Raw genomic sequence first — 20,200 nt, 5'->3', positions numbered from 1 at the left:
GAAGGTAGCGGGGAACCTTGGGGAAAGTCAAGAACATTAAGGGAACATAGGCGCAAAGGCGCGCGCACGCATCCTGCACCAACAGACCGGCCGCCGGATCGCTGAGGCACTGTCGCCTCGCCCCAAGCCTAGCGCTCCGTTCGCATGTACGGGTTCTGCTCTGACGCAAGCTTCAGCGCCGGATCATCGGCGAGAATGCGCGCCTCCTGGGTCTCCGCAGGCCTCGCGTCCTGCGGGTGACCCCACAAGCTCCACATTCCCAATCCCACAATGAGCATGCCCGCGCCAATAGCTACGAAGTCTTTGGTCATTTGCTGGCCTCCATACCGGCTGCCAAGCTGTCGAGATTCGGGCTGCATTATTTGGGCAGCGCTCACAGGATCGCGACCAGTTTCATGGTGCTTTGTCGCTCAAGCAAAACAAATTTCGGCGATCCGCGATTGTTCCGGGACATGTCCTTTCGCTAGAAGCCTCCGAAGACGTCCAAGCCGCGCACACGCTTCCGGCAGCGCATTGCCGGTCGGAGGGGCCGGCCGTGTCGACCGGCCCCCGGGACGTCGGCTTTCTAGAGCTGCATGTTCATCGGCTCGGGATAATACCGGAAGCCGTCGCCGTTCTTGGCAACGTGGCCGTAGCCCGGCCAGGCGAAGTGATAGGACATCACCGGGATCTTCTGGGCGGCGAGCATGTCCAGCATTTTAACGCGCGAGGCTGCCGCCTGCTTCGGATCGCTGTCGTAGGAGAATTCCATCCGCGGCTTCTCCAACAGCAGCACGGCGTGGTGCGAGAGGTCGCCGAGGAAGCAGAAGGATTTGCCCTTTGAGCTCACCATGAAGATGGTGTGGCCGACGGTGTGGCCGGGGGCCGAGAGCGCGGTGACGCCGGGCAGAAATTCCTGGTTGTCCTTGATGAACACGATGCGGTCGCGCACCGGCAACAGGTTCTTGCGGGCGTGGAGGATAAAGTCCTTCATTGGACTGCCGAGCTTGCCTTCATCGGTCCAGAAATCGAAATCGCTCTGGGCGATGTAGACCTGCGCGTTCGGGAACAGCGGCTTGTCATCGGCGCCGACGAGGCCGCCAATGTGATCGATATGGGCATGCGAGCACACCACGGCGTCGATGTCGGACGCCTTGATGCCGGCAGCCGCCATGTTCTTCTGCTGCTGGCCGGTGGTCGGGCCGAACGCCTTCAAGGTACCCATGCCGGTGTCGAACAGAATCAGCTTGTCGCCGGTGTTCACGATCGGCGAGTTCTGCTCCAGCACGACATTGTCGGGATTGAGGAAGTTGTCGGCGAGCATCTGCTTCACTTCCTCCTTCGGCACGCCGGTGAAGGTGCCGGAGGGATCGCCGAGCGGCAGCGGTCCATCGGAGACCACGGTAACTTCGGCGTCGCCGAGGATGAAGCGGTGCCAGTAGGGCGTCTGCGTGCCGAGTTTTGGCGCCTTCGCCAGCGCACTGCCGCCGAGCATGGTCGATGCACTGAGGCCCACACCGAGTCCTGCGCCGAGCGCAAGCAAAGACCGTCGCGAAAGATTCGTCGTCATGCGTCTTCCTCCACTGATTTTTATGAATTGCAGTACGTGCCCGGACAGATTTATCCGTGACTACAGGCTGCGCCCGCTTCCTGAAATTGGCAAGTGGGAGGAGGCGGCACAACAGGGATGTGAAAATGCGATGACGGCGCGGCGTTACGTTGCGTCGCGCTTCCTTGCGCGCGAAACAACGAATCGCATCCCAAATCATTCCAGTCGGTGGGCCATTTCCTTCCGTTGCCCGGCGGGATTATATGTATCGGCAACCCAAGAGGTCAGGCCGATGCCAGACACTATCCTGTCGCCACAGCGGATCGCCACCGAAGCCTTCACCGACGCGGCCGCAGCGGTCGACCGTCTCACCGAAATCTACGAACGTAACGTCAGCTTCCTGCGTGCCGCTTTTGAAGCGTATGTCCGCGGCGAACCGCTCGCCGGGCGCGTGCGTGCCGCCTATCCATTTGTCAGGATCACCACAGGCACTCACGCCCGCCTCGATTCGCGCCTCTCTTATGGTTTTGTCTCGGGCCCTGGCATCTACGAGACGTCGGTGACGCGGCCGGATCTTTTTCGCGGGTATTTCACCGAGCAGATCGGGCTTCTCGTGCAGAACCACGGTGTGCCGGTCGAGATCGGCGAATCAGACGAACCGATCCCGGTTCACTTTGCCTATCGACGCGACATCAACATCGCAGCGAGTGTAGCCACTCGCGACCGGCCGCTGCGTGATCTGTTCGACACGCCCGATCTCGCCACCATTGACGACGCGATCGTCAACGGCACGCTGCCTGCCGGCCCGCGACAGCCGCTCGCGATGTTCCGTGCTGCGCGTGTGGATTATTCACTGCACCGGCTCTACCACTATACCGGAACGGATCCGGAGCACTTCCAGAACTTCGTGATCTTTACCAATTACCAATTCTACATCGACGCCTTCGCGCGCATGTGCCGCGAGCGCATGGCGGCCGGCGATCCCGCGGCGGATGCCTTCGTCGAGCCGGGTAACGTCATCACGGCCAAAGCGGGCTTCGACACCCCAGGCCCCGCGCCGGAGCGCATGCCCCAGATGCCGGCTTTTCATCTGGTTCAACAGGCGACCCGCGGCATCACCATGATCAACATTGGCACCGGTCCGTCGAACGCGCGCAACATCACCGACCATGTCGCAGTGCTTCGGCCCCATGCCTGGTTGATGCTCGGCCATTGTGCCGGGCTGCGCAACACGCAGAAGCTCGGCGATTACGTCCTGGCTCACGGATACGTCCGCGAGGATCACGTGCTGGATGAGGAATTGCCGCTGTGGGTACCGGTTCCGGCGCTGGCCGAGATGCAGGTCGCGCTCGAGCAGGCCGTCGGCGAAGTGACGGGGCTGAGCGGGTTTGAGCTCAAACGGGTGATGAGGACCGGTACGGTAGCCAGCGTCGACAACCGGAACTGGGAGCTCGGCGACCACGTCGCGACCATCCGCCGCCTGTCGCAGTCGCGTGCCATCGCCCTCGACATGGAATCGGCTGCCGTGGCCGCCAATGGGTTCCGCTTCCGCGTACCCTACGGAACCCTGCTTTGCGTATCGGACAAGCCGCTGCATGGCGAGATCAAATTGGCCGGCATGGCCGGAGACTTCTACCGCCACCGCGTCGGCCAGCATCTTGAGATCGGCCTTCGCGCGCTGGAAAAGCTCAAGTCCCAGGAACGGGAACGGCTGCATTCGCGCAAGCTGAGGAGCTTTGCCGAGGTTGCGTTCCAGTAAGCGGCGGGACCCGGATTTCTGCTGGTGTCATTGCTGAACGGCGGCTCGCCTGGGCGACGGCTACCAATCGTCGTACATCCACTCCCTCGGGTATCGAGGCCGCGTTCTCGCCTGCGGCGTCCGTTCGGGCTTGCGCAAGGTCGGAGCCGGCTGCGGCTGGGCCTGTGACGGCGGCTGTGACGTCCTGGCCGGACTCTGCTCGGAAACCTTCGCAAGCTCGCGTTTTATCTCTTCCTGGCTCGCCTTGAGCTCCACAATGGCTTTTGAATTGTCGTTGGCTATCTGCTGCTGGTTCGCCTTGAGTTGTTCGATGTTTCGCTGCAGATTCGCGAGGTCGCGCGCCATCGTTTGCAGCAACTGCGTCTGATCGGGAAGCGCTGCAGGTGCTGCCGGCGCGTCGCCTTGCGGTGCGGTCTGAGCCAGGGTTGTTGCTGGCGGCGGTGGTGGTGGTGCTTGCGCTGGTGCCGACTCCGCCGCGGCCACTTGAAAGGTAGATGGCGCGGGTTGCGCGGGAGACGGCAGATTTTCCGGCGGCAATGGTGGCGTTGAAACGGGCTGCGGCGCCCAACGGGCGACAATCAGCGTAGGCCCGTCGCCATGGGATAACAGCAAAGCCAGAAGGGCGGCGACAGTGATGCACGCCGCCAGGGACAAGCCGACGAGCGTCAGGAGCGCCGGTCTTCTTGGCGGTGGTTGCGGGCTAGGTCCTTGTTGGCCAAGTCCGTGCGGGTCAGGTCCGTGCGGGCCAGATTCGTTCGGGCTAAGTCTGGCCGAAGGTGGACGCGCGTCATCGCGCTCCATTCTTGCAAGCTGTTCGGTCAGGCGCGTGAGTTGTTCATCCGCACGCTTGATCTGTTCGTGGGCGTGCGCGAGCCCTTCATCGGCGCCCGCGATCAAGGCATCGTGGGGTTTAATTTCCGTCGGATCAGGTGTGGAGTTCATTGGCGCTTCCCTTTCCGTCCAATGTCATCCGTAGGTAGCCGGTCGACCAGCCACCACGCTCCAGTTTTGTCCAAAGAATGGCCGTATGATGGAGAGAATGGCCGAATGACGGAAGAATACAGGATCACATGTGGCATTCTGGAATCCGGCGGGCCACGCGTCGGCGACGCGGCGGCTTTTCTCTTCGGTTCCCGGCAGCAGGCGCACGCAATTCATGCAACTCGCTCGAGAAGATGCGCACGCGAGGGCGCAGGGTCAAACCGATCGGCGAAATCGAAATACTGCGTTTCGTTGGCCACCAGTCCTTCGCGGAACTCACGGTTCGATCATCCATCTCAGTCTCCCACCTGCGCTTCAGGCTACTATTTGCTCGGCGAAAATCTCTCCTATGCCATGCTCGAAAAGAAGATCATTTGCCCGTTCGCCTTGCCCGGATGGCATCCCAGACGGCGAGGTCCTCTTTCTTTTCGCGAAACAGCGCCGCCAAGGGATTTCCCATTTCAGAGATAATATGAATAAGGGGTTTGTCCTTCTCGATTTTGTAACGACGGTTCACGGCTTCGGAGATAGAGGGAGCGACCTTCAGCCGTATCGGATCAACCGATATAACGTCCATTTCCTTCCACTGCAGCTGGTGCTCAAAAGCATCCTCAAGCTCTTCGTCGGTCCAGGCTGAACGCGAAGCCTCTCCGAAGTATTGGATAAACTCGCCTTTTGCCGGCAGCTTCCGCTTCAGGAGGGATTTAAGCAGCCGTTTGACCTTGGCACGATCCTGTTCGACGGAAAATTCCGAAGCCTTGAAGGAGGGCAGGATTTCGTTCACGGCCGAGAAGATGTTTTGCGCCTGATGATTCGACATCAGTGACTCGGCGCCGTCTCGAAACAGGTTTTGGGAAATGGGCGCTTTTGATGCCGTCCAATCCCTCAGCGCCACGAATCGCGGATCGCCAATCTCGTCGCAGACAATGGAGCCCTCGAAACACCCGGCGATATATTCATAGATGCACCAGCCGCGCGTGACATAGTTTGGGTGGTCCATCACGACAACGTTGCGAATAAGCGCACCCATGTCGTCCAGGACGATGTCCAGATCGCTGGCCTCCAATTCGCTCATCGGCTTCTGCGGGAACGATGTGTAGTCATAGATGATGAAGCAGTCTTTGAGCGCCCGAAGCCTTTCGAGCTGACGTCCGGCCGGGTCGGGGTGTTCAGTGGCTTCCCACCGGTGGGAGATGAACAGGACGGGATGCGCAAATCGGCTGGTCGCAATCTCGTCGATGGCCTGGTTCTCCGAAGCGCTGAATTCCGATATTTTCGTTTCCAGGGATTCAATCTCTTCACGATGCCGGACCCGCATCGGGCATTTATATTCGACAGTAACCTTCCTTTTCAGCCATCCGGCCCGGGCAACAAGCTGTCCGTCAACGATCTCGCCTGCGGACGCGCTGATGACGGTCTGCTGGTATTTCGGGGCCGGAAGGGCGATCTTGCGCAGCTTGCGCCAGAAGAACGGTGAGACCGCGACCGGAAGGCGCTCATATGAAGTGAGGTCGTCGCGATCGAGTGCGATCGCCTTCCCAAGCACCGCGATGGCGTCGCGATGATCGCGCTTCAGCTGGTCTATCCGGGCGTGCTCACGCTCGTATTCGTCAAGCCGAATGCCCCCGAAATCCTGATACCTCGGCAACGCGGCCAGTCCGCGCAGCTCGTCCGCGTGGATCAGCTTCACGATCGATCGATAGTCCCGCTTTGCGGGAGCGGCTTCCGTTTCCGACGCGGGGCCCGGCTCGGTGATAGCCCCTAGAACGAGGTCAAATACCCCGGATAGAAGCTTGCCAAAGTCCGGTGTCATGGATCGTCCGAGCGCATGCCGGCCTGAAAAGGCGCAAGAGAATCTAGCTCCGCTTCTTCTCGATGGTATCCCAAATCCTTGCCGCGATGTCCGGCCCGCCGAGCTTGGCAATGGCGCGGATGCCGGTGGGGCAGGTGACGTTGATCTCGGTAAGATTGCCGTCGATCACGTCGATGCCGACGAACAACAATCCTCGCTCGCGCAGCGCGGGGCCGAGGGTTGCGCAGATTTCGCGTTCGCGCTCCGAGAGTTCGGTGGCCTGGGCTGCGCCGCCGCGCACCATGTTGGAGCGCAAGTCGTCGGGCGCGGGCACGCGGTTGACGGCGCCGGCGAATTCACCGTCGACCAGGATGATGCGCTTGTCGCCGTGCTTCACCTCGGGCAGGAAGCGCTGGATCACCCAGGGCTCGCGGAAGGTGACCGAGAACATGTCGAACAGCGAACCAAAATTCATGTCCTGCGGCATGACGCGAAACACCGCGGCGCCGCCATGGCCGTGCAGCGGCTTCATGACCACGGCGCCGTGCTCGTCGCGGAACGAATTGATTTCGTCGAGGTCGCGCGAGATCAGCGTCGGCGGCATCAGCTGCGGAAAGTTCAGCACGAACATCTTTTCCGGCGCGTTGCGCACGCTGGCCGGATCGTTGACGACCAGCGTCTTGGGATGGATTCGTTCCAGCAAATGCGTCGAGGTGATGTAGGCGATGTCGAACGGTGGCTCCTGCCGCAACAGGATGACGTCGAAATGGGTCATCGGCTCGCGTTTGGGTTCGCCGAGGGTAAAATGGTCGCCGAGTTCGTCGCGCACGGTGAGCTTTTGCACCGGCGCCACCAGCTCCTCGCCGCGCAGTGAAAGCTTGTCCGGGGTGAAATAGGAAATGCTGTGGCCGCGCTTTTGCGCTTCCAGGAGCAGCGCGAAGGTCGAATCGCCGCGGATGTTGATACGCGCGATGGGGTCCATCTGGACGGCGACATTCAGTTTCATTGGTTGGGTCCGGGTCTCTGGAGGGGTTCTTACTAAGCGCTGGCGTCGAACGCCGCTAACAGATGGCGTGGCAGGCGCCGCGGCGCAATCAGGATGGCGTCAAATCGCAGCTCAAATTCGGCATGCTCGGGATGCGCCATCAGCCAGCCTTGCGCGGCATCAATGATGCGCCCCTGCTGGCGCGGCGTCACCGCGTAGGCGGCGTCGTCGAGGGTGGCCCTCGCCTTGACCTCGATGAAGGCGACCAGATTGCGCTTCCTCGCCACCAGGTCGATCTCGCCATAGGGGGTGCGGAAGCGTTTTGCGAGGATGCGGTAGCCTTTGGCCATCAGAAAGGCGGCGGCGCGGCTTTCGGCCGAAAGCCCGGTGCGGAAGGCCGCGACCCGCTCGGGGGCGGCGAGCTTTGCCCCAGCGCGCGGCGGTGACGTGCCGTCAGTCTTCGCCATGCCCGCCTCTGGTTTCCTTGTCAGTTTGCTTGTCAGTTTCCTTGGCAAGCTCCAGCGCGCGGGCATAGACCTCGCGGCGCGGTCGCCCGGAAAGCTCGACCGCGTGCGCCACGCTGTCCTTGACGCTGTCGCGCGAAAGCGAAGATCGCAGAAGGTTGTCGAGATCGTGCTGCGTCATGATCCCTTCATCGGCGCGCGGCGGGCCGACCACGAGGACGAACTCGCCGCGGGTTTCCAGTTGATCCGCGGCCTTCGCCAACTCCGCAATCGGCGCACGCTTGATCTCCTCGTGCAGTTTGGTGAGCTCGCGGCAGATCGCGGCGTCGCGCCCGCCCATGATGTCAGAAAGATCGGCGAGGGTGTCCTGCACGCGGTTGCCGGATTCGAACATCACGAGCGTAGCGTCGATCCGGGCAAGCTCCGTGAGCCGCGTCCGCCGCGCGATCTCCTTGGCGGGCAAAAATCCCTCGAAGAAGAATCGATCGGTCGGCAATGCGGCGACCGCAAGCGCCGTCAGCACCGAGGACGCGCCCGGCACTGCGATCACGGCATGGCCGGCGGCACAGACCTCGCGCACCAGCTTGAAGCCGGGGTCCGATATCAAGGGCGTGCCGGCATCCGATACCAGCGCGATCGAGGCGCCCTGCGCCAGCTTTTCCAGGATTTTCGGTCTTGCCATCGCCGCGTTGTGCTCATGATACGGCTTGAGGTCGGCCGAGATCGCATAGCGCTCGGTCAGGCGGCGGGTGATGCGGGTATCCTCGCAGGCGATGATGTCGACGCCGGCCAATGTCTCCAACGCGCGCAAGGTAATGTCGCCGAGATTGCCGATCGGCGTTGCCACCAGATAGAGGCCGGGAACCGGTTTTGGGGCATTCAGGATATGGCCGCCAATCAAAAATGTTCTGTTGGCCGAACCCGGTTCGGTGTCAGACCCGTAGTTTGAACTGGGCTTTGCGCGCATAATGGCAATCTAAAGAGGTCTTGGTGCCAGCGCCATATCCGACGGGAGGGAGGCAAGGCGGAAGTTCCCCGCCACGTGCAATGTCGCGGCGGGGCCGTAATCCTTTTGTTTTGGTTAACTAATCCTCGACAATATTACAGAATCCCGCGTGTGGGTTCAGTAGCGGTTCAGGTGCCTCGGCCCAGAAAGCCGGAATCCTGGCCGACGGCGGTCGGTCAAGAGAAGAGACAAGATGGTAGGCCCGCTCAATCCCAAGCCTGGATCCCCGGATGCTCGGCTGTCAGGACCGACCCGGCGAACGGCGGTCGGCCTTATTCTTGGCGCGCCCCTGCTCGCCGCCTGCTCCGGCAGCCAGATTTCCAACCCGTTCGGCCCGTCCCAGCCCGAGGGTCCCCCAGGCCCGCAGCAACAGCCGCTTGCGGTCGGCACCGGGCAGGTCAAGGTCGGCCTGATCCTGCCGCTCTCGGCCGCCGGCAATGCCGGCGTCGCCGCGCAATCGATGAAGAACGCGGCCGAGATGGCGCTGGCGGAATTCCAGAATCCGAACATCCAGCTTCTGATCAAGGATGACGGCGGCCTTCCGCAAGGCGCCCAGCAGGTCACCCAGCAGGCGCTCGGCGAGGGCGCGGAAATCATTCTGGGTCCGCTGTTTGCGGCCTCGGTGCCGGCGACCGCGCAACTGACGCGCGCCCGCGGCGTTTCGGTGATCGCGTTCTCGACCGACTCGAGCGTCGCCGGACGCGGCGTCTATCTGCTCAGCTTCCTGCCCGAATCCGACGTCAACCGGATCGTCGATTATTCCGCCAGCATCGGAAAGAAATCTTTCGCGGCGCTCTTGCCCGACAACGCCTACGGCAATGTGGTGGAAGCAGCCTTCAAGCAGGCGGTCGGCCGCAAGGGACGTATCGTCGCCTTCGAGAAGTACGCCTCGGACCGTTCCGCGGCGGCGCGGACGGTGGCGCAGTCGCTCGGCTCGGCGGATGCGCTGTTCATCGCCGACGACGGCGAATCCGTCGTGGCGACGGCGGATGCCTTGATCGCGGCGGGTGTGAATTTGCGCAACATCCAGTTGCTCGGCACCGGGCTGTGGGACAATCCGCGCGTCTATGCGAGCGCTCCACTGCAGGGCGGGCTCTATGCCGCGCCGGATCCGTCGGGCTTCCGCGCCTTCTCCGGCCGCTACCGCGCCAAATACGGCGCCGATCCCGTACGCACCGCAACGCTGGCCTATGACGCGGTCGCCCTCGTCGCCGCGCTATCGAAGCAGGGCAGCCAGCGTTTTGCGCCGGAAACGCTGACCAACCCGTCGGGCTTTGCCGGCATCGACGGCCTGTTCCGATTCCGCTCCGACGGCAGCAATGAGCGCGGCCTTGCCGTGATGAAGGTCGCCAGCGGCGGCAGCGCGCCGGTTGCGGGATCGCCGAAGAGCTTTGGGGCGTAGGATTCGCGCCGCGGCCCGATGACTTTTCCCGGATTGCGCTTCGCTCCATCCGGGCTACGGCTTCCTGCTACGCCGCCAAATCCGCGACCACCGCGTCGAGTACCGGGAATCCTGCCTGCGTCACGCGCAGCCTTCCGTCGGCGTCGACGATGATGGCGCCTTCCTCGCGGAGCACGGCGATCCGGCTCGGGTCGAGTGCGCGGCCTGACAGCGCGGCATAGCGTTTGGGATCGATGCCCTCGGCGAGCCGCAACCCCATCAGCAAAAATTCATCGGCGCGCTCTTCGCTGTTGAGCGCATCGTCGGTCACGACGCCATGGCCGTTGGCCTCGACGCGCATCAGCCAGGCCTCGGGGCGCTTTTCGGTCGCGGTCGCATGTCTCGCGCCGTCGATGTCCAGCCGCCCATGCGCGCCCGGACCGATGCCGGCATATTCGTCACCGCGCCAATAGACGAGATTGTGCTGGCATGCCGCGCCGGCGCGGGCGTGGTTGGAAATCTCGTAGGCCGGCAAGCCATGATGCGCGCAGACTTCCTGCGTCACATCGTAGAGCGCGCGGGCAACCGCCTCGTCCGGGGTCTTCAATTTGCCGGCAGCATGCAGGCCGAAGAACGGCGTGCCTTCCTCGATCGTGAGCTGGTAGAGCGAGAGATGTTCGGCGGCTTCCGAGATCGCGAGCTTGAGTTCATCCGCCCACATCTGCGGCGTCTGGTCGGGGCGGGCGTAGATCAGGTCGAACGAGTAACGGTCGAACGCGCTGCGTGCGATCGCGACCGCATCCAGCGCCTCGCGCGCGCTGTGCAATCGTCCCAGCCCCTTCAGCGAAGCGTCATCGAGCGCCTGCACGCCGAGCGAGACACGGTTGACGCCGGCTGCGCGATAGCCGCGAAACCGCGTAGCTTCCACGCTGGTCGGATTGGCCTCCAGCGTCACCTCGACATTGTCGGCGACGCGCCAATGCTTGCCGATCGAATCCAGGATTAAGCCCACGGTTCGCGGCTGCATCAGCGACGGCGTGCCGCCGCCGAGAAAGATCGACGTGACGGTTCGATCAGGCGCGCGGGCCGCCGTGGTTTCGATCTCGCGCGCAAACGCACGGGCAAATCTTTCCTCGTCGATCGGCGCGTGGCGGACGTGGCTGTTGAAATCGCAATAGGGGCACTTCGACAGGCAGAATGGCCAGTGCACGTAGACGCCGAAGGCGGCGCGCTTCGCGTAATGGCGTACGGAGCTAGCCAAGACAGATCTCCGCCAGTTTGACGAAGGCACGCGCCCGGTGCGACAGGCCGAGGCCGATCGGCGGCAGGCCGTGTTTCTCGATCGAGGTCATCTCGCCAAAGGTCCTGACGTGCCCGTAGGGCTGGAACGCCGGATCATAGCCGAAACCGGCGGTGCCGCGGGGCGGCCATACCAGAGTTCCATCGGCGCGGGCCTCGACCTCTTCGAGATGACCGTCGGGCCAGGCGACGCAAAGGGCCGAGACGAAATGCGCACTTCGCTTATCGGGCGTGGTCGCACCGCGTTCCTGCAGCAGGCGTTCGATCCGGCTCATCGCCGCCATGAAATCCTTGCCCTCGCCGGCCCAGCGCGCCGAGTAGATGCCGGGCGCGCCGTCCAGCGCATCGACGACGAGGCCGGAATCATCGGCAAAGGCCGGAAGCTGGGAAGCCTGCGCCGCCGCGATCGCCTTGATCGCCGCATTCGCCCGAAACGTCTGGCCGGTTTCCTCGGGCTCAGCCAGACCCAGGTCGCCCGCGGAAACGGCCTCGACGCCGTGCGGCGCCAGCAATTCCCGCATCTCGGCGAGCTTGCCGGGATTGTGGGTCGCGATCACGAGGGCGCCGGTGATTCGACGGTGCATATGCGATCAGACTACGCGACGGCCAGCTTCTGCAAGTCCACCAGACGCGCGACACCCTTGCGCGCCAGTTCCATCAGCGCGAGGAACTCGTCCTGCGAGAACGGCGTCTTTTCGGCTGTGCCCTGCACCTCGATGATGCGGCCATCGCCGGTCATGACGAAATTGGCATCGGTCTCGGCCTCGGAATCCTCGGCATAATCGAGGTCCAATACCGGTGTGCCCTGATAGATGCCGCAGGAGATCGCGGCGACATTGTCGCGCAGCACATTGGCCTTGATCATGTTGCGGCTTTTCATCCACACGATGCAGTCGGCCAGCGCCACCCAGGCGCCGGTGATCGAGGCGGTGCGGGTGCCGCCATCGGCCTGGATCACGTCGCAGTCGACCGTGATCTGGCGCTCGCCGAGCGCTTCGAGGTCGACGGCTGCGCGCAAGCTGCGGCCGATCAGCCGCTGGATTTCGACGGTGCGGCCGCCCTGCTTGCCGGCGGCGGCCTCGCGGCGGGTGCGTTCCAGGGTGGCGCGCGGCAGCATGCCGTATTCGGCGGTGACCCAGCCGCGGCCCTGGCCCTTCAGCCACGGCGGCAGCCGTTCTTCCAGGGTGGCGGTGACCAGCACATGGGTGTCGCCGAATTTCACCATGCAGGAACCTTCGGCATATTTGACCACGCCGCGTTCCAGCGACACGGGGCGCAGCTGATCGGGCGCACGGCGGCTTGGCCGCATGGGAAATCCTTTCGAAATCGAGCGAAAATTCGTTTGCGGTGCTTGTAGGTGGGGGCGTGCGCAGCGGCAAGGGTTTTTGGCCCTGTTTGGCGGGAAAGGGAACGCTTGTCATTGGGCCGCCGGAGCTACAAATTAGGGCTGTCCAGGGAGTTGACAGTGGCCCACCACGATCCGATTGGCCTGATCGCGCCGCATGCCGGGCTCGCCCAGCTCAACGAGCGTTCGCGCGACATTTTTCGTCAAATTGTCGAGAGTTATCTCGCCACCGGCGAACCGGTTGGCTCGCGCAACATTTCGCGGCTGATCGCGGTGCCGCTGTCGCCGGCCTCCGTCCGCAATGTGATGTCGGACCTCGAGCACCTCGGGCTGATCTATGCGCCACATACCTCGGCCGGGCGGTTGCCGACCGAACTCGGGCTGAGGTTCTTCGTCGACGCCCTGATGCAGATCGGCGACCTTACCGAACCGGAACGGGAATCGATCCAGAACCAGCTTGCATCCGTCGGGCGCGCGCAATCGGTCGAGGCGGCGCTCGGCGAGGCGCTGACGCGGCTCTCCGGCCTGACCCGCGCCGCCGCCGTGGTGCTGACCGCCAAATCGAATTCGCGGCTCAAACACATCGAATTCGTCCGGCTGGAGCCGGAACGCGCGCTGGTGGTGCTGGTCGGCGAAGACGGCCAGGTCGAAAACCGCGTGCTGGCGCTGCCGCCCGGCGTGCCGTCTTCGGCGCTGACGGAAGCGACCAACTTCCTCAATGCGCGGATTCTCGGCCGTACGCTCGCCGAAGCGCGGTTAGAGCTCGAGACCGCGCTGACGCAGAGCCGCGTCGAACTCGATCAATTGACGCAGAAGGTGATCGCGGCCGGCATCGCGAGCTGGTCCGGCGGCGACAATGACGACCGGCAATTGATCGTGCGCGGCCACGCCAATTTGCTGGAAGACCTGCATGCGCTGGAGGATCTCGAACGCGTCAAGTCGCTGTTCGACGATCTCGAGACCAAGCGCGGCGTGATTGATCTGCTGGGCCGGGCCGAGCGCGCCGAAGGCGTGCGGATTTTCATCGGATCGGAGAACAAGCTGTTTTCGCTGTCCGGTTCCTCCACCATCATCGCCCCCTATGGCGATGCCGCGGGCCGCATCGTCGGCGTTCTCGGCGTGATCGGGCCGACGCGGCTGAACTATGCAAGGGTGATTCCGACCGTGGACTACGCCGCCCGGATCGTCAGCCGGATGCTGGGCGGCTAATCCGCCCGAATAGGGCCTCAATCCCGGCGGGTTGTGCTTGATTTTCGGCCCCTAAAGCACGATATCCGGCCTAGCAAATCCCCATCGAACCAGATGCGTTTTTTGAGAAGGCAGTCTTATGACCGATCCCAACCGGCCGAGTGATGACGAGGTGAAACAGGCCCAGACCGGCGAGCCCGTGGTCTCAAAACCCTACATCATGCCCGACGATCCCGAGGAAGGCTCGAACGAGGCCCTGACCAAGGAACTGGCCGAGGCGCGCGACAAGATGCTGCGCACGCTGGCGGAAATGGAAAATTTGCGCCAGCGCACCAGGCGCGAGGTGGCCGATTCCAAGATGTATGGAATCACCGGGTTTGCGCGCGACATTCTCGATATCGCCGACAATCTGCAGCGTGCGCTCGATGCCATTCCGGCCGAGGCCAGGGAGACCGCCGATCCCGGCATCAAGGCCTTCATCGAGGGCGTCGAGCTGACCGAGCGTTCGCTGCTCAACACGCTGGAGAAGAACGGCGTCAAGAAGTTCGATCCGTCGGGCGAGAAGTTCGATCCCAACTTCCAGCAGGCGATGTACGAAGTGCCCGACCCGTCCGTTCCGTCGGGGACGGTGGTTCAGGTCGTGCAGGCCGGCTTCATGATCGGCGAGCGCGTGCTGCGCCCGGCGCTGGTCGCCGTCTCCAAGGGCGGCGCCAAGGCAGCTCCTGCCGCCGACGTCACGAACTGAGCCGGCTTACCCCTTCAGCGGTTTCTCACAGGTCTTCGGCCAGAAGGTGCCAAAACTCCAGAGATTGCCTTCCGGGTCCCGGCAGGCAAAGTCGCGGCTGCCGTAGTCGGTGTTGTGCAATTCCATCTCGATCTTTGCGCCTGATGCCTTGACCCTGGCGTGCAGGGGGTCCGGATCATCGACGGCGACGTAGAGCGCGTCGGTGCGGCGGCCGCCGATATCGCCGACAAGTTTGCCGTATTCGTCATCGCGGCTCTGGCCGAGCATCAGCAGCGAGGAGCCGTAGGCAAGCTCGGCATGTTGGACCGCGCCGTCCTTTCGGTAGACGACGTACTCGGTGAAGCCGATTACATCCTTCAGCCAGCGGATCATGGCTTCGGCATCGCGACAGCGCATCGTCGGATAGATGCGCGGCGCTTCGATCTTGCTTGGCTCGGTCACGAAAAATCTCCTTGCTTGCTTCGGCTGCGCCAATATGCGCGAAGCGCGACAGCGCTGGCTTGAAGATTTGTTACCGGAACCGTCAGGCGTCGAGCCCGTCCAGCGATCGCAGCAGGCGGCCGTCGATCAGCGCCAGCCGCCGGGCCCAGGCTGTCGGGGTTTCGCCGGCAAGCGTTGAAAATTCGCGGGCGAGATGCGCCTGGTCGGCGTAGCCGCTTTCAGCCGCAATCCCGGCCCAGCCGCTGCAGCCTCCATCCCGCGCGAGCCGGCAGGCGCGATGGAAGCGCATCATGCGCGCGATTGGCTTCGGCGCGAGACCGAGTTCGGAGCGAAAGCGGTCGACCAGATGTTTGCGGCTCCAGCCGATCTCCTTGGCGAGTGCGGTGATCCGCACGCCGCCCGCGCTGCGCGCCAGCCGGCGATAGGCGAACTCGATCTCGGGTGAGGGCAGATGGTTGGCGCGATCGGCTACAAAATCCTCGACCAGATCGAAGCGGTTCTGCCAGCCGCCTGTCGCGCCCAGCCGTTCGCGCAGCGCCCGGCCTTCGCGGCCCAGCACGTCGCCTATGTCGACCATGCGTGCGGCGAGATCGACGACAGTGCCGCCAAAAAAGCGATAGGCGCCGAGCGGCGTGAAATCCACCTGCACGCATTCGGCGCCGCCATCGGATTCGATAAAGACCGGGCCGGCATGAAGCCCGGCGGCAAAGCTCGGCTGCCGGTCGGTGGCGGCGGGCTCGCGGCCGAGCGCGATCAGGAACGGCGTGCCGAAGCTGATGATCAGCGGCACCACCAGGCCTGCGGCTTCGCGCTGGAAAAACCGGCCGCGCGCCGTCTCACGGTAACCGGTCATGCCCGAGATCAGGCCCGCCGTGCGCGGTGACGGCGCGCGCCGGGCTAGTTCGAACGCGAAAGGTGCCGCCAGATCGGACATCCCCGATCTCCGCGAGGTGATGCGGGTTAAGCCGCGATATCGTCCGATTTGATGCGCTTGACGCCGGCCTTGGTCATGTCGGCCCAGGCTTTTGCGAGCGAGCCCTGGGTGTCGATGCCGCGGCAGGCGTCTTCGATCACATAGGTTTCGAAGCCCGCCTTGCGCGCGTCGAGCGCGCTCCATGCCACGCAGAAGTCGGTGGCGAGGCCGGCGAGGAACACCCGCTTCACCTTGCGCGCCTTCAGGTAGGCGGCGAGCCCCGTCGTGGTCTTGCCGTCAGCCTCGGTGAAGGCCGAGTAGCTGTCGACGTTCTTGTTGAAGCCCTTGCGGATGACGAGCCCGGCATGCGGGATCGCGAGGTCCTTCGACAGCGACGCGCCCTCGGTGCCCTGCACGCAATGATCGGGCCACAGCACCTGCTTGCCGTAGGGGAGATTAACGGTCTCGAACGGCTTCTTGCCGGAATGGGTGGAGGCGAACGAGACATGGCCCGCGGTGTGCCAGTCCTGCGTCATCACCACATTGGCAAAACCCTTGGCGATGCGGTTGATGATGGGCACGACCTGCTCGCCGTCTTTGACCGCGAGGCTGCCGCCCGGCAGGAAGCAGTTTTGCACGTCGATGACGAGCAGCGCGGATGCTTCGTCGGGCTTGATCGGCGCGGCCCAAAGCGCCGATGGAACGAGGGCAGCGACCGACGTCGCGCCGAGACCTGTCAGAACCAGCCTGCGAGTAAACATGGTGCGTCTCCCCGTTTTGAACCCGACCGGGGAGAAGGCTAGTTCCATGTGTGTACAAACGAAAGCCCGAAGTTTCGGCGCGCTTGCAAATTTCCGGATCAGGTTCGCGGATGGATTCCGTCGCGCACCGCGCGGAAGCGCGGAAAGGCCTTGGTCCAGTCGTTGCGCGGCGAAGAGCCGATGATGCGCATCGAGCTCTGGGAGCCGAACCGCACCCACTGCACGATGGTAACAGGCGTATTATCCTTGCCGCTGGTGGCGTCGATCCGCGTCTCGTAGCCGGGCTGGCCATCGATGCGGACCGGCTCCGACATCGTGATCCTGCCGTCGCGCACGCCTGGAATGGTGGTCGCGATCTGCTGGGCGAAGCGGCCGCGATCATCGGGGGACGCCGCCGTCGAGCCGATCAGGCCGATGATCATGAAGGGCGCGACTTCGAAGCCGGTCTTTTCGTCGCCATCGGAGAGAATGAGAGCTGCGCCCGGCGCCAGCGTGCGGATGTTCTTGAAGCTCGAGAGCTCGCTGATCTTGAACGGCATCATTCCGAGCTGCTCCTCGACCGGAACCTCGTTGCGGATCACGGCGGAAGCAAACATCTGGCGGATGGCGTCGTCGGTATAGATCTTGGAGGCGTTCTCCGGCACCTGCACGGCGACATAGCCGGAGAAGGTGGGGCCGGGCAGGATCATCGAATAGCGGCGCACATTGCCGGCGCCGTCCTTGGCGTTTTCCTTGCCGTTTTCGGCGGTGTAATAGGCGAGCCCCGCCGCGGTCTCGATGCTCTCCGGCTTGATGCCGCCGGCGCCGCCCGGGTTGGCCTTGAAGGCATTGGCGACCTCGCCATAGGCCTCGGCGGGCAGGTCCGTGACCAGCACCTTGACGCCGTGGTCCTCGGTCTCGAAGCCGATGAACGCTCTCGCCTTGTTGAGGCCGACCAGTGGCGTCATGCCCACCCTGGCGCCCGGCGGGAAGACCGGGTCGGCGGCGAACGCGGAAGAGAATACGGTAGAGTTGGCGGCAACGGTCAGGGCAATCGCAGCGAAGTATCGAAGTAGCTTCATGGAGGGTCTACCGGGTTTGCATGGGGCCGTTCAGTGGGGCCGACGATGCAGCTAGGAATCTCTAGTGGAATTTTGGAGTCTTGCGGGCACGGCAGGGGTCGTTCCAGTCGGCCCGCTTTTAGCGGTTTTGATGTCTCTGCAACAGGGCAGGGTAGGGGTCCGTTCCATCGTTACATTCCGATATGTCGGCCTTTTTGCAGCATTTTGCCCGGTATCCGAGCTCTTTTTGAGGCGCTTCCAGCGGCCAAATACCGCGTCCCTTGACGCGGCCGGCCGGGCCCCCGCGGGCGGGATGATGCCGCTTCGTTGCGCAACGCGTCAGTAGTGCGCGCAGCGAACCGGCCCTGGTCGAGCGGCCTTGCCGATTTCTTAACACCTGCTGAGGCGCCGGCCCGGCCCGCCCCGGGCTGACACAATCTTTCAAACGTCAGCCTTTTCAGGCCCTAAGCTTGCGTTCGGTCCTTGCAGGGTCGACCCCCCCTCCTATATGAGGCTCACCGTCGCAATATCGCGAGTAATTGATCGTTGGGGGTTCGGTTAGGTGCGCCGTCCAGGGCCCAGCCAACCTGCCGCAACAAGAAGGATATGAGGACCATGGGAAAGGTCATTGGGATCGATCTCGGCACCACGAATTCGTGCGTCGCCGTAATGGATGGCAAGACTGCAAAAGTCATCGAGAACGCGGAAGGCATGCGCACGACGCCTTCGATCGTTGCCGTCACCGATGACGGCGAGCGCCTCGTCGGCCAGCCCGCCAAGCGTCAGGCGGTGACCAATCCCGAGCGAACGTTCTTCGCAGTGAAGCGCCTGATCGGCCGCCGCTACGACGACCCGATGGTCGAGAAGGACAAGAAGCTCGTCCCCTACAAGATCGTCAAGGCATCGAACGGCGACGCCTGGGTCGAGGCCGACGGCAAGACCTATTCGCCCTCGCAGGTCTCCGCCTTCATCCTGCAGAAGATGAAAGAGACCGCGGAAGCCCATCTCGGCCAGAAGGTCGAGCAGGCCGTCATCACCGTCCCGGCTTATTTTAACGACGCGCAGCGCCAGGCCACCAAGGACGCCGGCAAGATCGCCGGCCTCGAAGTGCTGCGCATCATCAACGAGCCGACGGCGGCAGCGCTGGCCTATGGTCTCGACAAGTCGAAATCCGGCACCATCGCGGTCTACGACCTCGGCGGCGGCACCTTCGACGTCTCCATTCTTGAAATCGGCGACGGCGTGTTCGAGGTGAAGTCCACCAACGGCGATACCTTCCTCGGCGGTGAAGACTTCGACATGCGCCTCGTCAGCTATCTCGCCGACGAGTTCCAGAAGGAGCAGGGCATCAACCTGCGCAACGACAAGCTGGCCTTGCAGCGCCTGAAAGAGGCCGCGGAAAAGGCCAAGATCGAATTGTCTTCGACCACGCAGACCGAAATCAACCTGCCCTTCATCACGGCCGACCAGACCGGGCCGAAGCATCTGACGATGAAGCTGACCCGCGCCAAGTTCGAGGCGCTGGTCGACGATCTCGTCCAGAAGACCATCGAGCCCTGCCGCAAGGCGCTGAAGGATGCGGGCCTCACGGCGGCCGAAATCGGCGAAGTGGTGCTGGTCGGCGGCATGACCCGCATGCCCAAAGTGCAGGAAGTCGTGAAGCAGTTGTTCGGCAAGGAGCCGCACAAGGGCGTCAACCCGGATGAAGTCGTCGCCATCGGTGCGGCGATCCAGGCCGGCGTGCTGCAGGGTGACGTCAAGGACGTGCTGCTGCTCGACGTCACCCCGCTTTCGCTCGGCATCGAGACGCTGGGCGGCGTGTTCACCCGCATCATCGACCGCAACACCACGATCCCGACCAAGAAGAGCCAGGTGTTCTCGACCGCCGAGGATAACCAGAACGCGGTCACCATCCGCGTCTTCCAGGGCGAGCGCGAGATGGCGGCCGACAACAAGGTGCTCGGTCAGTTCGACCTGATGGGCATTCCGCCGTCGCCGCGCGGCATGCCGCAGATCGAGGTGACGTTCGACATCGACGCCAACGGCATTGTCAACGTATCAGCCAGGGACAAGGCGACCGGCAAGGAGCAGCAGATCCGGATCCAGGCCTCCGGTGGCCTGTCGGAAGCCGACATCCAGAAGATGGTGAAGGACGCCGAGGCCAATGCGGCCGAGGACAAGAAGCGCCGCGAGGCGGTCGACGCCAAGAACCATGCCGACGCGCTGGTGCATTCCACCGAGAAGGCGCTGGCCGAGCACGGTTCGAAGGTCGAGGAAAGCGAGCGCCGCGCCATCGAGGACGCCGTCAGCGATTTGAAGGAAGCGCTGAAGGGCGACGACGCCGAGGCGATCAAGGCCAAGACCAACACGCTGGCGCAGACTTCGATGAAGCTCGGCGAGGCCATGTACAAGCAGCAGGCCGAAGCCGACGCCAAGAAGGATGCGGCCAAGGATGACGTGGTCGACGCGGAGTTCACCGAGGTCGACGACGACAAGAACAACAAGAAGTCGGCGTAAGCGGGCTTTCGATCATGACCCTCATCCAAAAGAGCGCGCGGCTTGCGTTCCTTGG

General features: G+C 63.5%; 20 protein-coding genes. 5 read left to right on the top strand and 15 right to left on the bottom strand.

Annotated elements, in window-relative coordinates:
* Positions 1-128 precede the first annotated feature (128 nt).
* The gene (locus tag C7G61_RS28615) at positions 129-311 is read right to left on the bottom strand and encodes a hypothetical protein (RefSeq protein ID WP_108520038.1); all 183 of its coding nucleotides are present in this window, start codon (positions 309-311) and stop codon (positions 129-131) included.
* A 254-nt stretch (positions 312-565) separates the two neighbouring features.
* Complete coding sequence (locus C7G61_RS28610; protein WP_108520037.1) at positions 566-1,549, bottom strand: MBL fold metallo-hydrolase; 984 nt, start codon at positions 1,547-1,549, stop codon at positions 566-568.
* A 271-nt stretch (positions 1,550-1,820) separates the two neighbouring features.
* Here C7G61_RS28610 and C7G61_RS28605 point away from each other — a divergent pair, with 271 nt between their 5' ends.
* Positions 1,821-3,287, top strand: coding sequence for an AMP nucleosidase (locus C7G61_RS28605; protein ID WP_108520036.1), 1,467 nt, complete (start codon positions 1,821-1,823; stop codon positions 3,285-3,287).
* Positions 3,288-3,347: 60 nt separating this feature from the next.
* Here C7G61_RS28605 and C7G61_RS44075 read toward each other — a convergent pair whose 3' ends face one another.
* From C7G61_RS44075 to rsmI, 6 genes are all read right to left on the bottom strand, one after another.
* Positions 3,348-4,229 (bottom strand): hypothetical protein, encoded by an 882-nt coding sequence (locus C7G61_RS44075; RefSeq protein ID WP_145963702.1) that lies wholly within the window; start codon positions 4,227-4,229, stop codon positions 3,348-3,350.
* 124 nt (positions 4,230-4,353) lie between these two features.
* A complete protein-coding gene (locus C7G61_RS47530; RefSeq protein WP_190242010.1) occupies positions 4,354-4,563 on the bottom strand; it encodes a hypothetical protein in 210 nt (69 codons plus the stop codon).
* Positions 4,564-4,638: 75 nt separating this feature from the next.
* The gene (locus C7G61_RS28595; protein ID WP_145963701.1) at positions 4,639-6,081 is read right to left on the bottom strand and encodes a hypothetical protein; all 1,443 of its coding nucleotides are present in this window, start codon (positions 6,079-6,081) and stop codon (positions 4,639-4,641) included.
* A gap of 43 nt (positions 6,082-6,124) precedes the next feature.
* Positions 6,125-7,066, bottom strand: coding sequence for a glutathione synthase (gene gshB, locus C7G61_RS28590; RefSeq protein ID WP_108520033.1), 942 nt, complete (start codon positions 7,064-7,066; stop codon positions 6,125-6,127).
* 32 nt (positions 7,067-7,098) lie between these two features.
* Positions 7,099-7,512 (bottom strand): YraN family protein, encoded by a 414-nt coding sequence (locus C7G61_RS28585; protein WP_108520032.1) that lies wholly within the window; start codon positions 7,510-7,512, stop codon positions 7,099-7,101.
* Entirely contained in the window at positions 7,499-8,476 is a 978-nt protein-coding gene (rsmI, locus tag C7G61_RS28580) for a 16S rRNA (cytidine(1402)-2'-O)-methyltransferase (RefSeq protein WP_108520031.1), read from the bottom strand. The genes C7G61_RS28585 and rsmI overlap by 14 nt, the downstream gene beginning before the upstream one ends.
* 232 nt (positions 8,477-8,708) lie before the next feature.
* Here rsmI and C7G61_RS28575 point away from each other — a divergent pair, with 232 nt between their 5' ends.
* The gene (locus C7G61_RS28575; protein WP_108520030.1) at positions 8,709-9,917 is read left to right on the top strand and encodes a penicillin-binding protein activator; all 1,209 of its coding nucleotides are present in this window, start codon (positions 8,709-8,711) and stop codon (positions 9,915-9,917) included.
* A 67-nt stretch (positions 9,918-9,984) separates the two neighbouring features.
* On the opposite strand, the gene hemW is transcribed toward C7G61_RS28575, so the two are convergent.
* Genes hemW through rph form a run of 3 tightly spaced genes read right to left on the bottom strand, consistent with a single transcriptional unit; the run spans position 9,985 to position 12,504 of the window.
* Positions 9,985-11,157, bottom strand: coding sequence for a radical SAM family heme chaperone HemW (gene hemW / locus C7G61_RS28570; protein ID WP_108520029.1), 1,173 nt, complete (start codon positions 11,155-11,157; stop codon positions 9,985-9,987).
* Positions 11,150-11,779 (bottom strand): RdgB/HAM1 family non-canonical purine NTP pyrophosphatase, encoded by a 630-nt coding sequence (rdgB, locus tag C7G61_RS28565; RefSeq protein WP_108520028.1) that lies wholly within the window; start codon positions 11,777-11,779, stop codon positions 11,150-11,152. The genes hemW and rdgB overlap by 8 nt, the downstream gene beginning before the upstream one ends.
* 11 nt (positions 11,780-11,790) lie before the next feature.
* Complete coding sequence (gene rph, locus C7G61_RS28560) at positions 11,791-12,504, bottom strand: ribonuclease PH (RefSeq protein WP_108520027.1); 714 nt, start codon at positions 12,502-12,504, stop codon at positions 11,791-11,793.
* Between the two features lie 156 nt (positions 12,505-12,660).
* Here rph and hrcA point away from each other — a divergent pair, with 156 nt between their 5' ends.
* Complete coding sequence (gene hrcA, locus C7G61_RS28555; RefSeq protein ID WP_108520026.1) at positions 12,661-13,749, top strand: heat-inducible transcriptional repressor HrcA; 1,089 nt, start codon at positions 12,661-12,663, stop codon at positions 13,747-13,749.
* A gap of 118 nt (positions 13,750-13,867) precedes the next feature.
* Complete coding sequence (gene grpE / locus C7G61_RS28550; protein ID WP_108520025.1) at positions 13,868-14,473, top strand: nucleotide exchange factor GrpE; 606 nt, start codon at positions 13,868-13,870, stop codon at positions 14,471-14,473.
* A 6-nt stretch (positions 14,474-14,479) separates the two neighbouring features.
* On the opposite strand, the gene C7G61_RS28545 is transcribed toward grpE, so the two are convergent.
* The 4 genes from C7G61_RS28545 to C7G61_RS28530 all read right to left on the bottom strand — a co-directional run bounded on the left by C7G61_RS28545 (position 14,480) and on the right by C7G61_RS28530 (position 17,649).
* On the bottom strand, positions 14,480-14,914 hold the full coding sequence (locus tag C7G61_RS28545) for a VOC family protein (RefSeq protein WP_244608515.1): 435 nt from the start codon (positions 14,912-14,914) through the stop codon (positions 14,480-14,482).
* Between the two features lie 82 nt (positions 14,915-14,996).
* Positions 14,997-15,848, bottom strand: coding sequence for a helix-turn-helix domain-containing protein (locus tag C7G61_RS28540; RefSeq protein WP_108520024.1), 852 nt, complete (start codon positions 15,846-15,848; stop codon positions 14,997-14,999).
* A gap of 26 nt (positions 15,849-15,874) precedes the next feature.
* Positions 15,875-16,588, bottom strand: a complete 714-nt coding sequence (pncA, locus tag C7G61_RS28535) for a bifunctional nicotinamidase/pyrazinamidase (protein WP_108520023.1) — start codon at positions 16,586-16,588, stop codon at positions 15,875-15,877.
* A 98-nt stretch (positions 16,589-16,686) separates the two neighbouring features.
* On the bottom strand, positions 16,687-17,649 hold the full coding sequence (locus C7G61_RS28530; RefSeq protein ID WP_244608514.1) for a hypothetical protein: 963 nt from the start codon (positions 17,647-17,649) through the stop codon (positions 16,687-16,689).
* Positions 17,650-18,243: 594 nt separating this feature from the next.
* On the opposite strand from C7G61_RS28530, the gene dnaK reads away from it, so the two are divergent.
* Positions 18,244-20,145 carry a molecular chaperone DnaK gene (gene dnaK, locus C7G61_RS28525; RefSeq protein WP_108520022.1) on the top strand — a complete coding sequence of 634 codons (1,902 nt, stop codon included), beginning with the start codon at positions 18,244-18,246 and terminating at the stop codon, positions 20,143-20,145.
* The last annotated feature ends 55 nt before the right edge of the window (positions 20,146-20,200 follow it).

The sequence above is a fragment of the Bradyrhizobium algeriense genome (assembly GCF_003062295.1).
Lineage (GTDB): Bacteria > Pseudomonadota > Alphaproteobacteria > Rhizobiales > Xanthobacteraceae > Bradyrhizobium > Bradyrhizobium algeriense.
Note: the sequence above shows the minus strand (reverse complement) of the source record. Positions and strands in the feature narration are given on the sequence as shown.

Bases quoted from the DNA above. Each gene is read 5' to 3' on its own strand.
- C7G61_RS28615 (WP_108520038.1), bottom strand. From the start codon at position 311: ATGACCAAAGACTTCGTAGCTATTGGCGCGGGCATGCTCATTGTGGGA.
- C7G61_RS28610 (WP_108520037.1), bottom strand. From the start codon at position 1,549: ATGACGACGAATCTTTCGCGACGGTCTTTGCTTGCGCTCGGCGCAGGA.
- C7G61_RS28605 (WP_108520036.1), top strand. From the start codon at position 1,821: ATGCCAGACACTATCCTGTCGCCACAGCGGATCGCCACCGAAGCCTTC.
- C7G61_RS44075 (WP_145963702.1), bottom strand. From the start codon at position 4,229: ATGAACTCCACACCTGATCCGACGGAAATTAAACCCCACGATGCCTTG.
- C7G61_RS47530 (WP_190242010.1), bottom strand. From the start codon at position 4,563: ATGGATGATCGAACCGTGAGTTCCGCGAAGGACTGGTGGCCAACGAAA.
- C7G61_RS28595 (WP_145963701.1), bottom strand. From the start codon at position 6,081: ATGACACCGGACTTTGGCAAGCTTCTATCCGGGGTATTTGACCTCGTT.
- gshB (WP_108520033.1), bottom strand. From the start codon at position 7,066: ATGAAACTGAATGTCGCCGTCCAGATGGACCCCATCGCGCGTATCAAC.
- C7G61_RS28585 (WP_108520032.1), bottom strand. From the start codon at position 7,512: ATGGCGAAGACTGACGGCACGTCACCGCCGCGCGCTGGGGCAAAGCTC.
- rsmI (WP_108520031.1), bottom strand. From the start codon at position 8,476: ATGCGCGCAAAGCCCAGTTCAAACTACGGGTCTGACACCGAACCGGGT.
- C7G61_RS28575 (WP_108520030.1), top strand. From the start codon at position 8,709: ATGGTAGGCCCGCTCAATCCCAAGCCTGGATCCCCGGATGCTCGGCTG.
- rdgB (WP_108520028.1), bottom strand. From the start codon at position 11,779: ATGCACCGTCGAATCACCGGCGCCCTCGTGATCGCGACCCACAATCCC.
- rph (WP_108520027.1), bottom strand. From the start codon at position 12,504: ATGCGGCCAAGCCGCCGTGCGCCCGATCAGCTGCGCCCCGTGTCGCTG.
- grpE (WP_108520025.1), top strand. From the start codon at position 13,868: ATGACCGATCCCAACCGGCCGAGTGATGACGAGGTGAAACAGGCCCAG.
- C7G61_RS28540 (WP_108520024.1), bottom strand. From the start codon at position 15,848: ATGTCCGATCTGGCGGCACCTTTCGCGTTCGAACTAGCCCGGCGCGCG.
- pncA (WP_108520023.1), bottom strand. From the start codon at position 16,588: ATGTTTACTCGCAGGCTGGTTCTGACAGGTCTCGGCGCGACGTCGGTC.
- C7G61_RS28530 (WP_244608514.1), bottom strand. From the start codon at position 17,649: ATGAAGCTACTTCGATACTTCGCTGCGATTGCCCTGACCGTTGCCGCC.
- dnaK (WP_108520022.1), top strand. From the start codon at position 18,244: ATGGGAAAGGTCATTGGGATCGATCTCGGCACCACGAATTCGTGCGTC.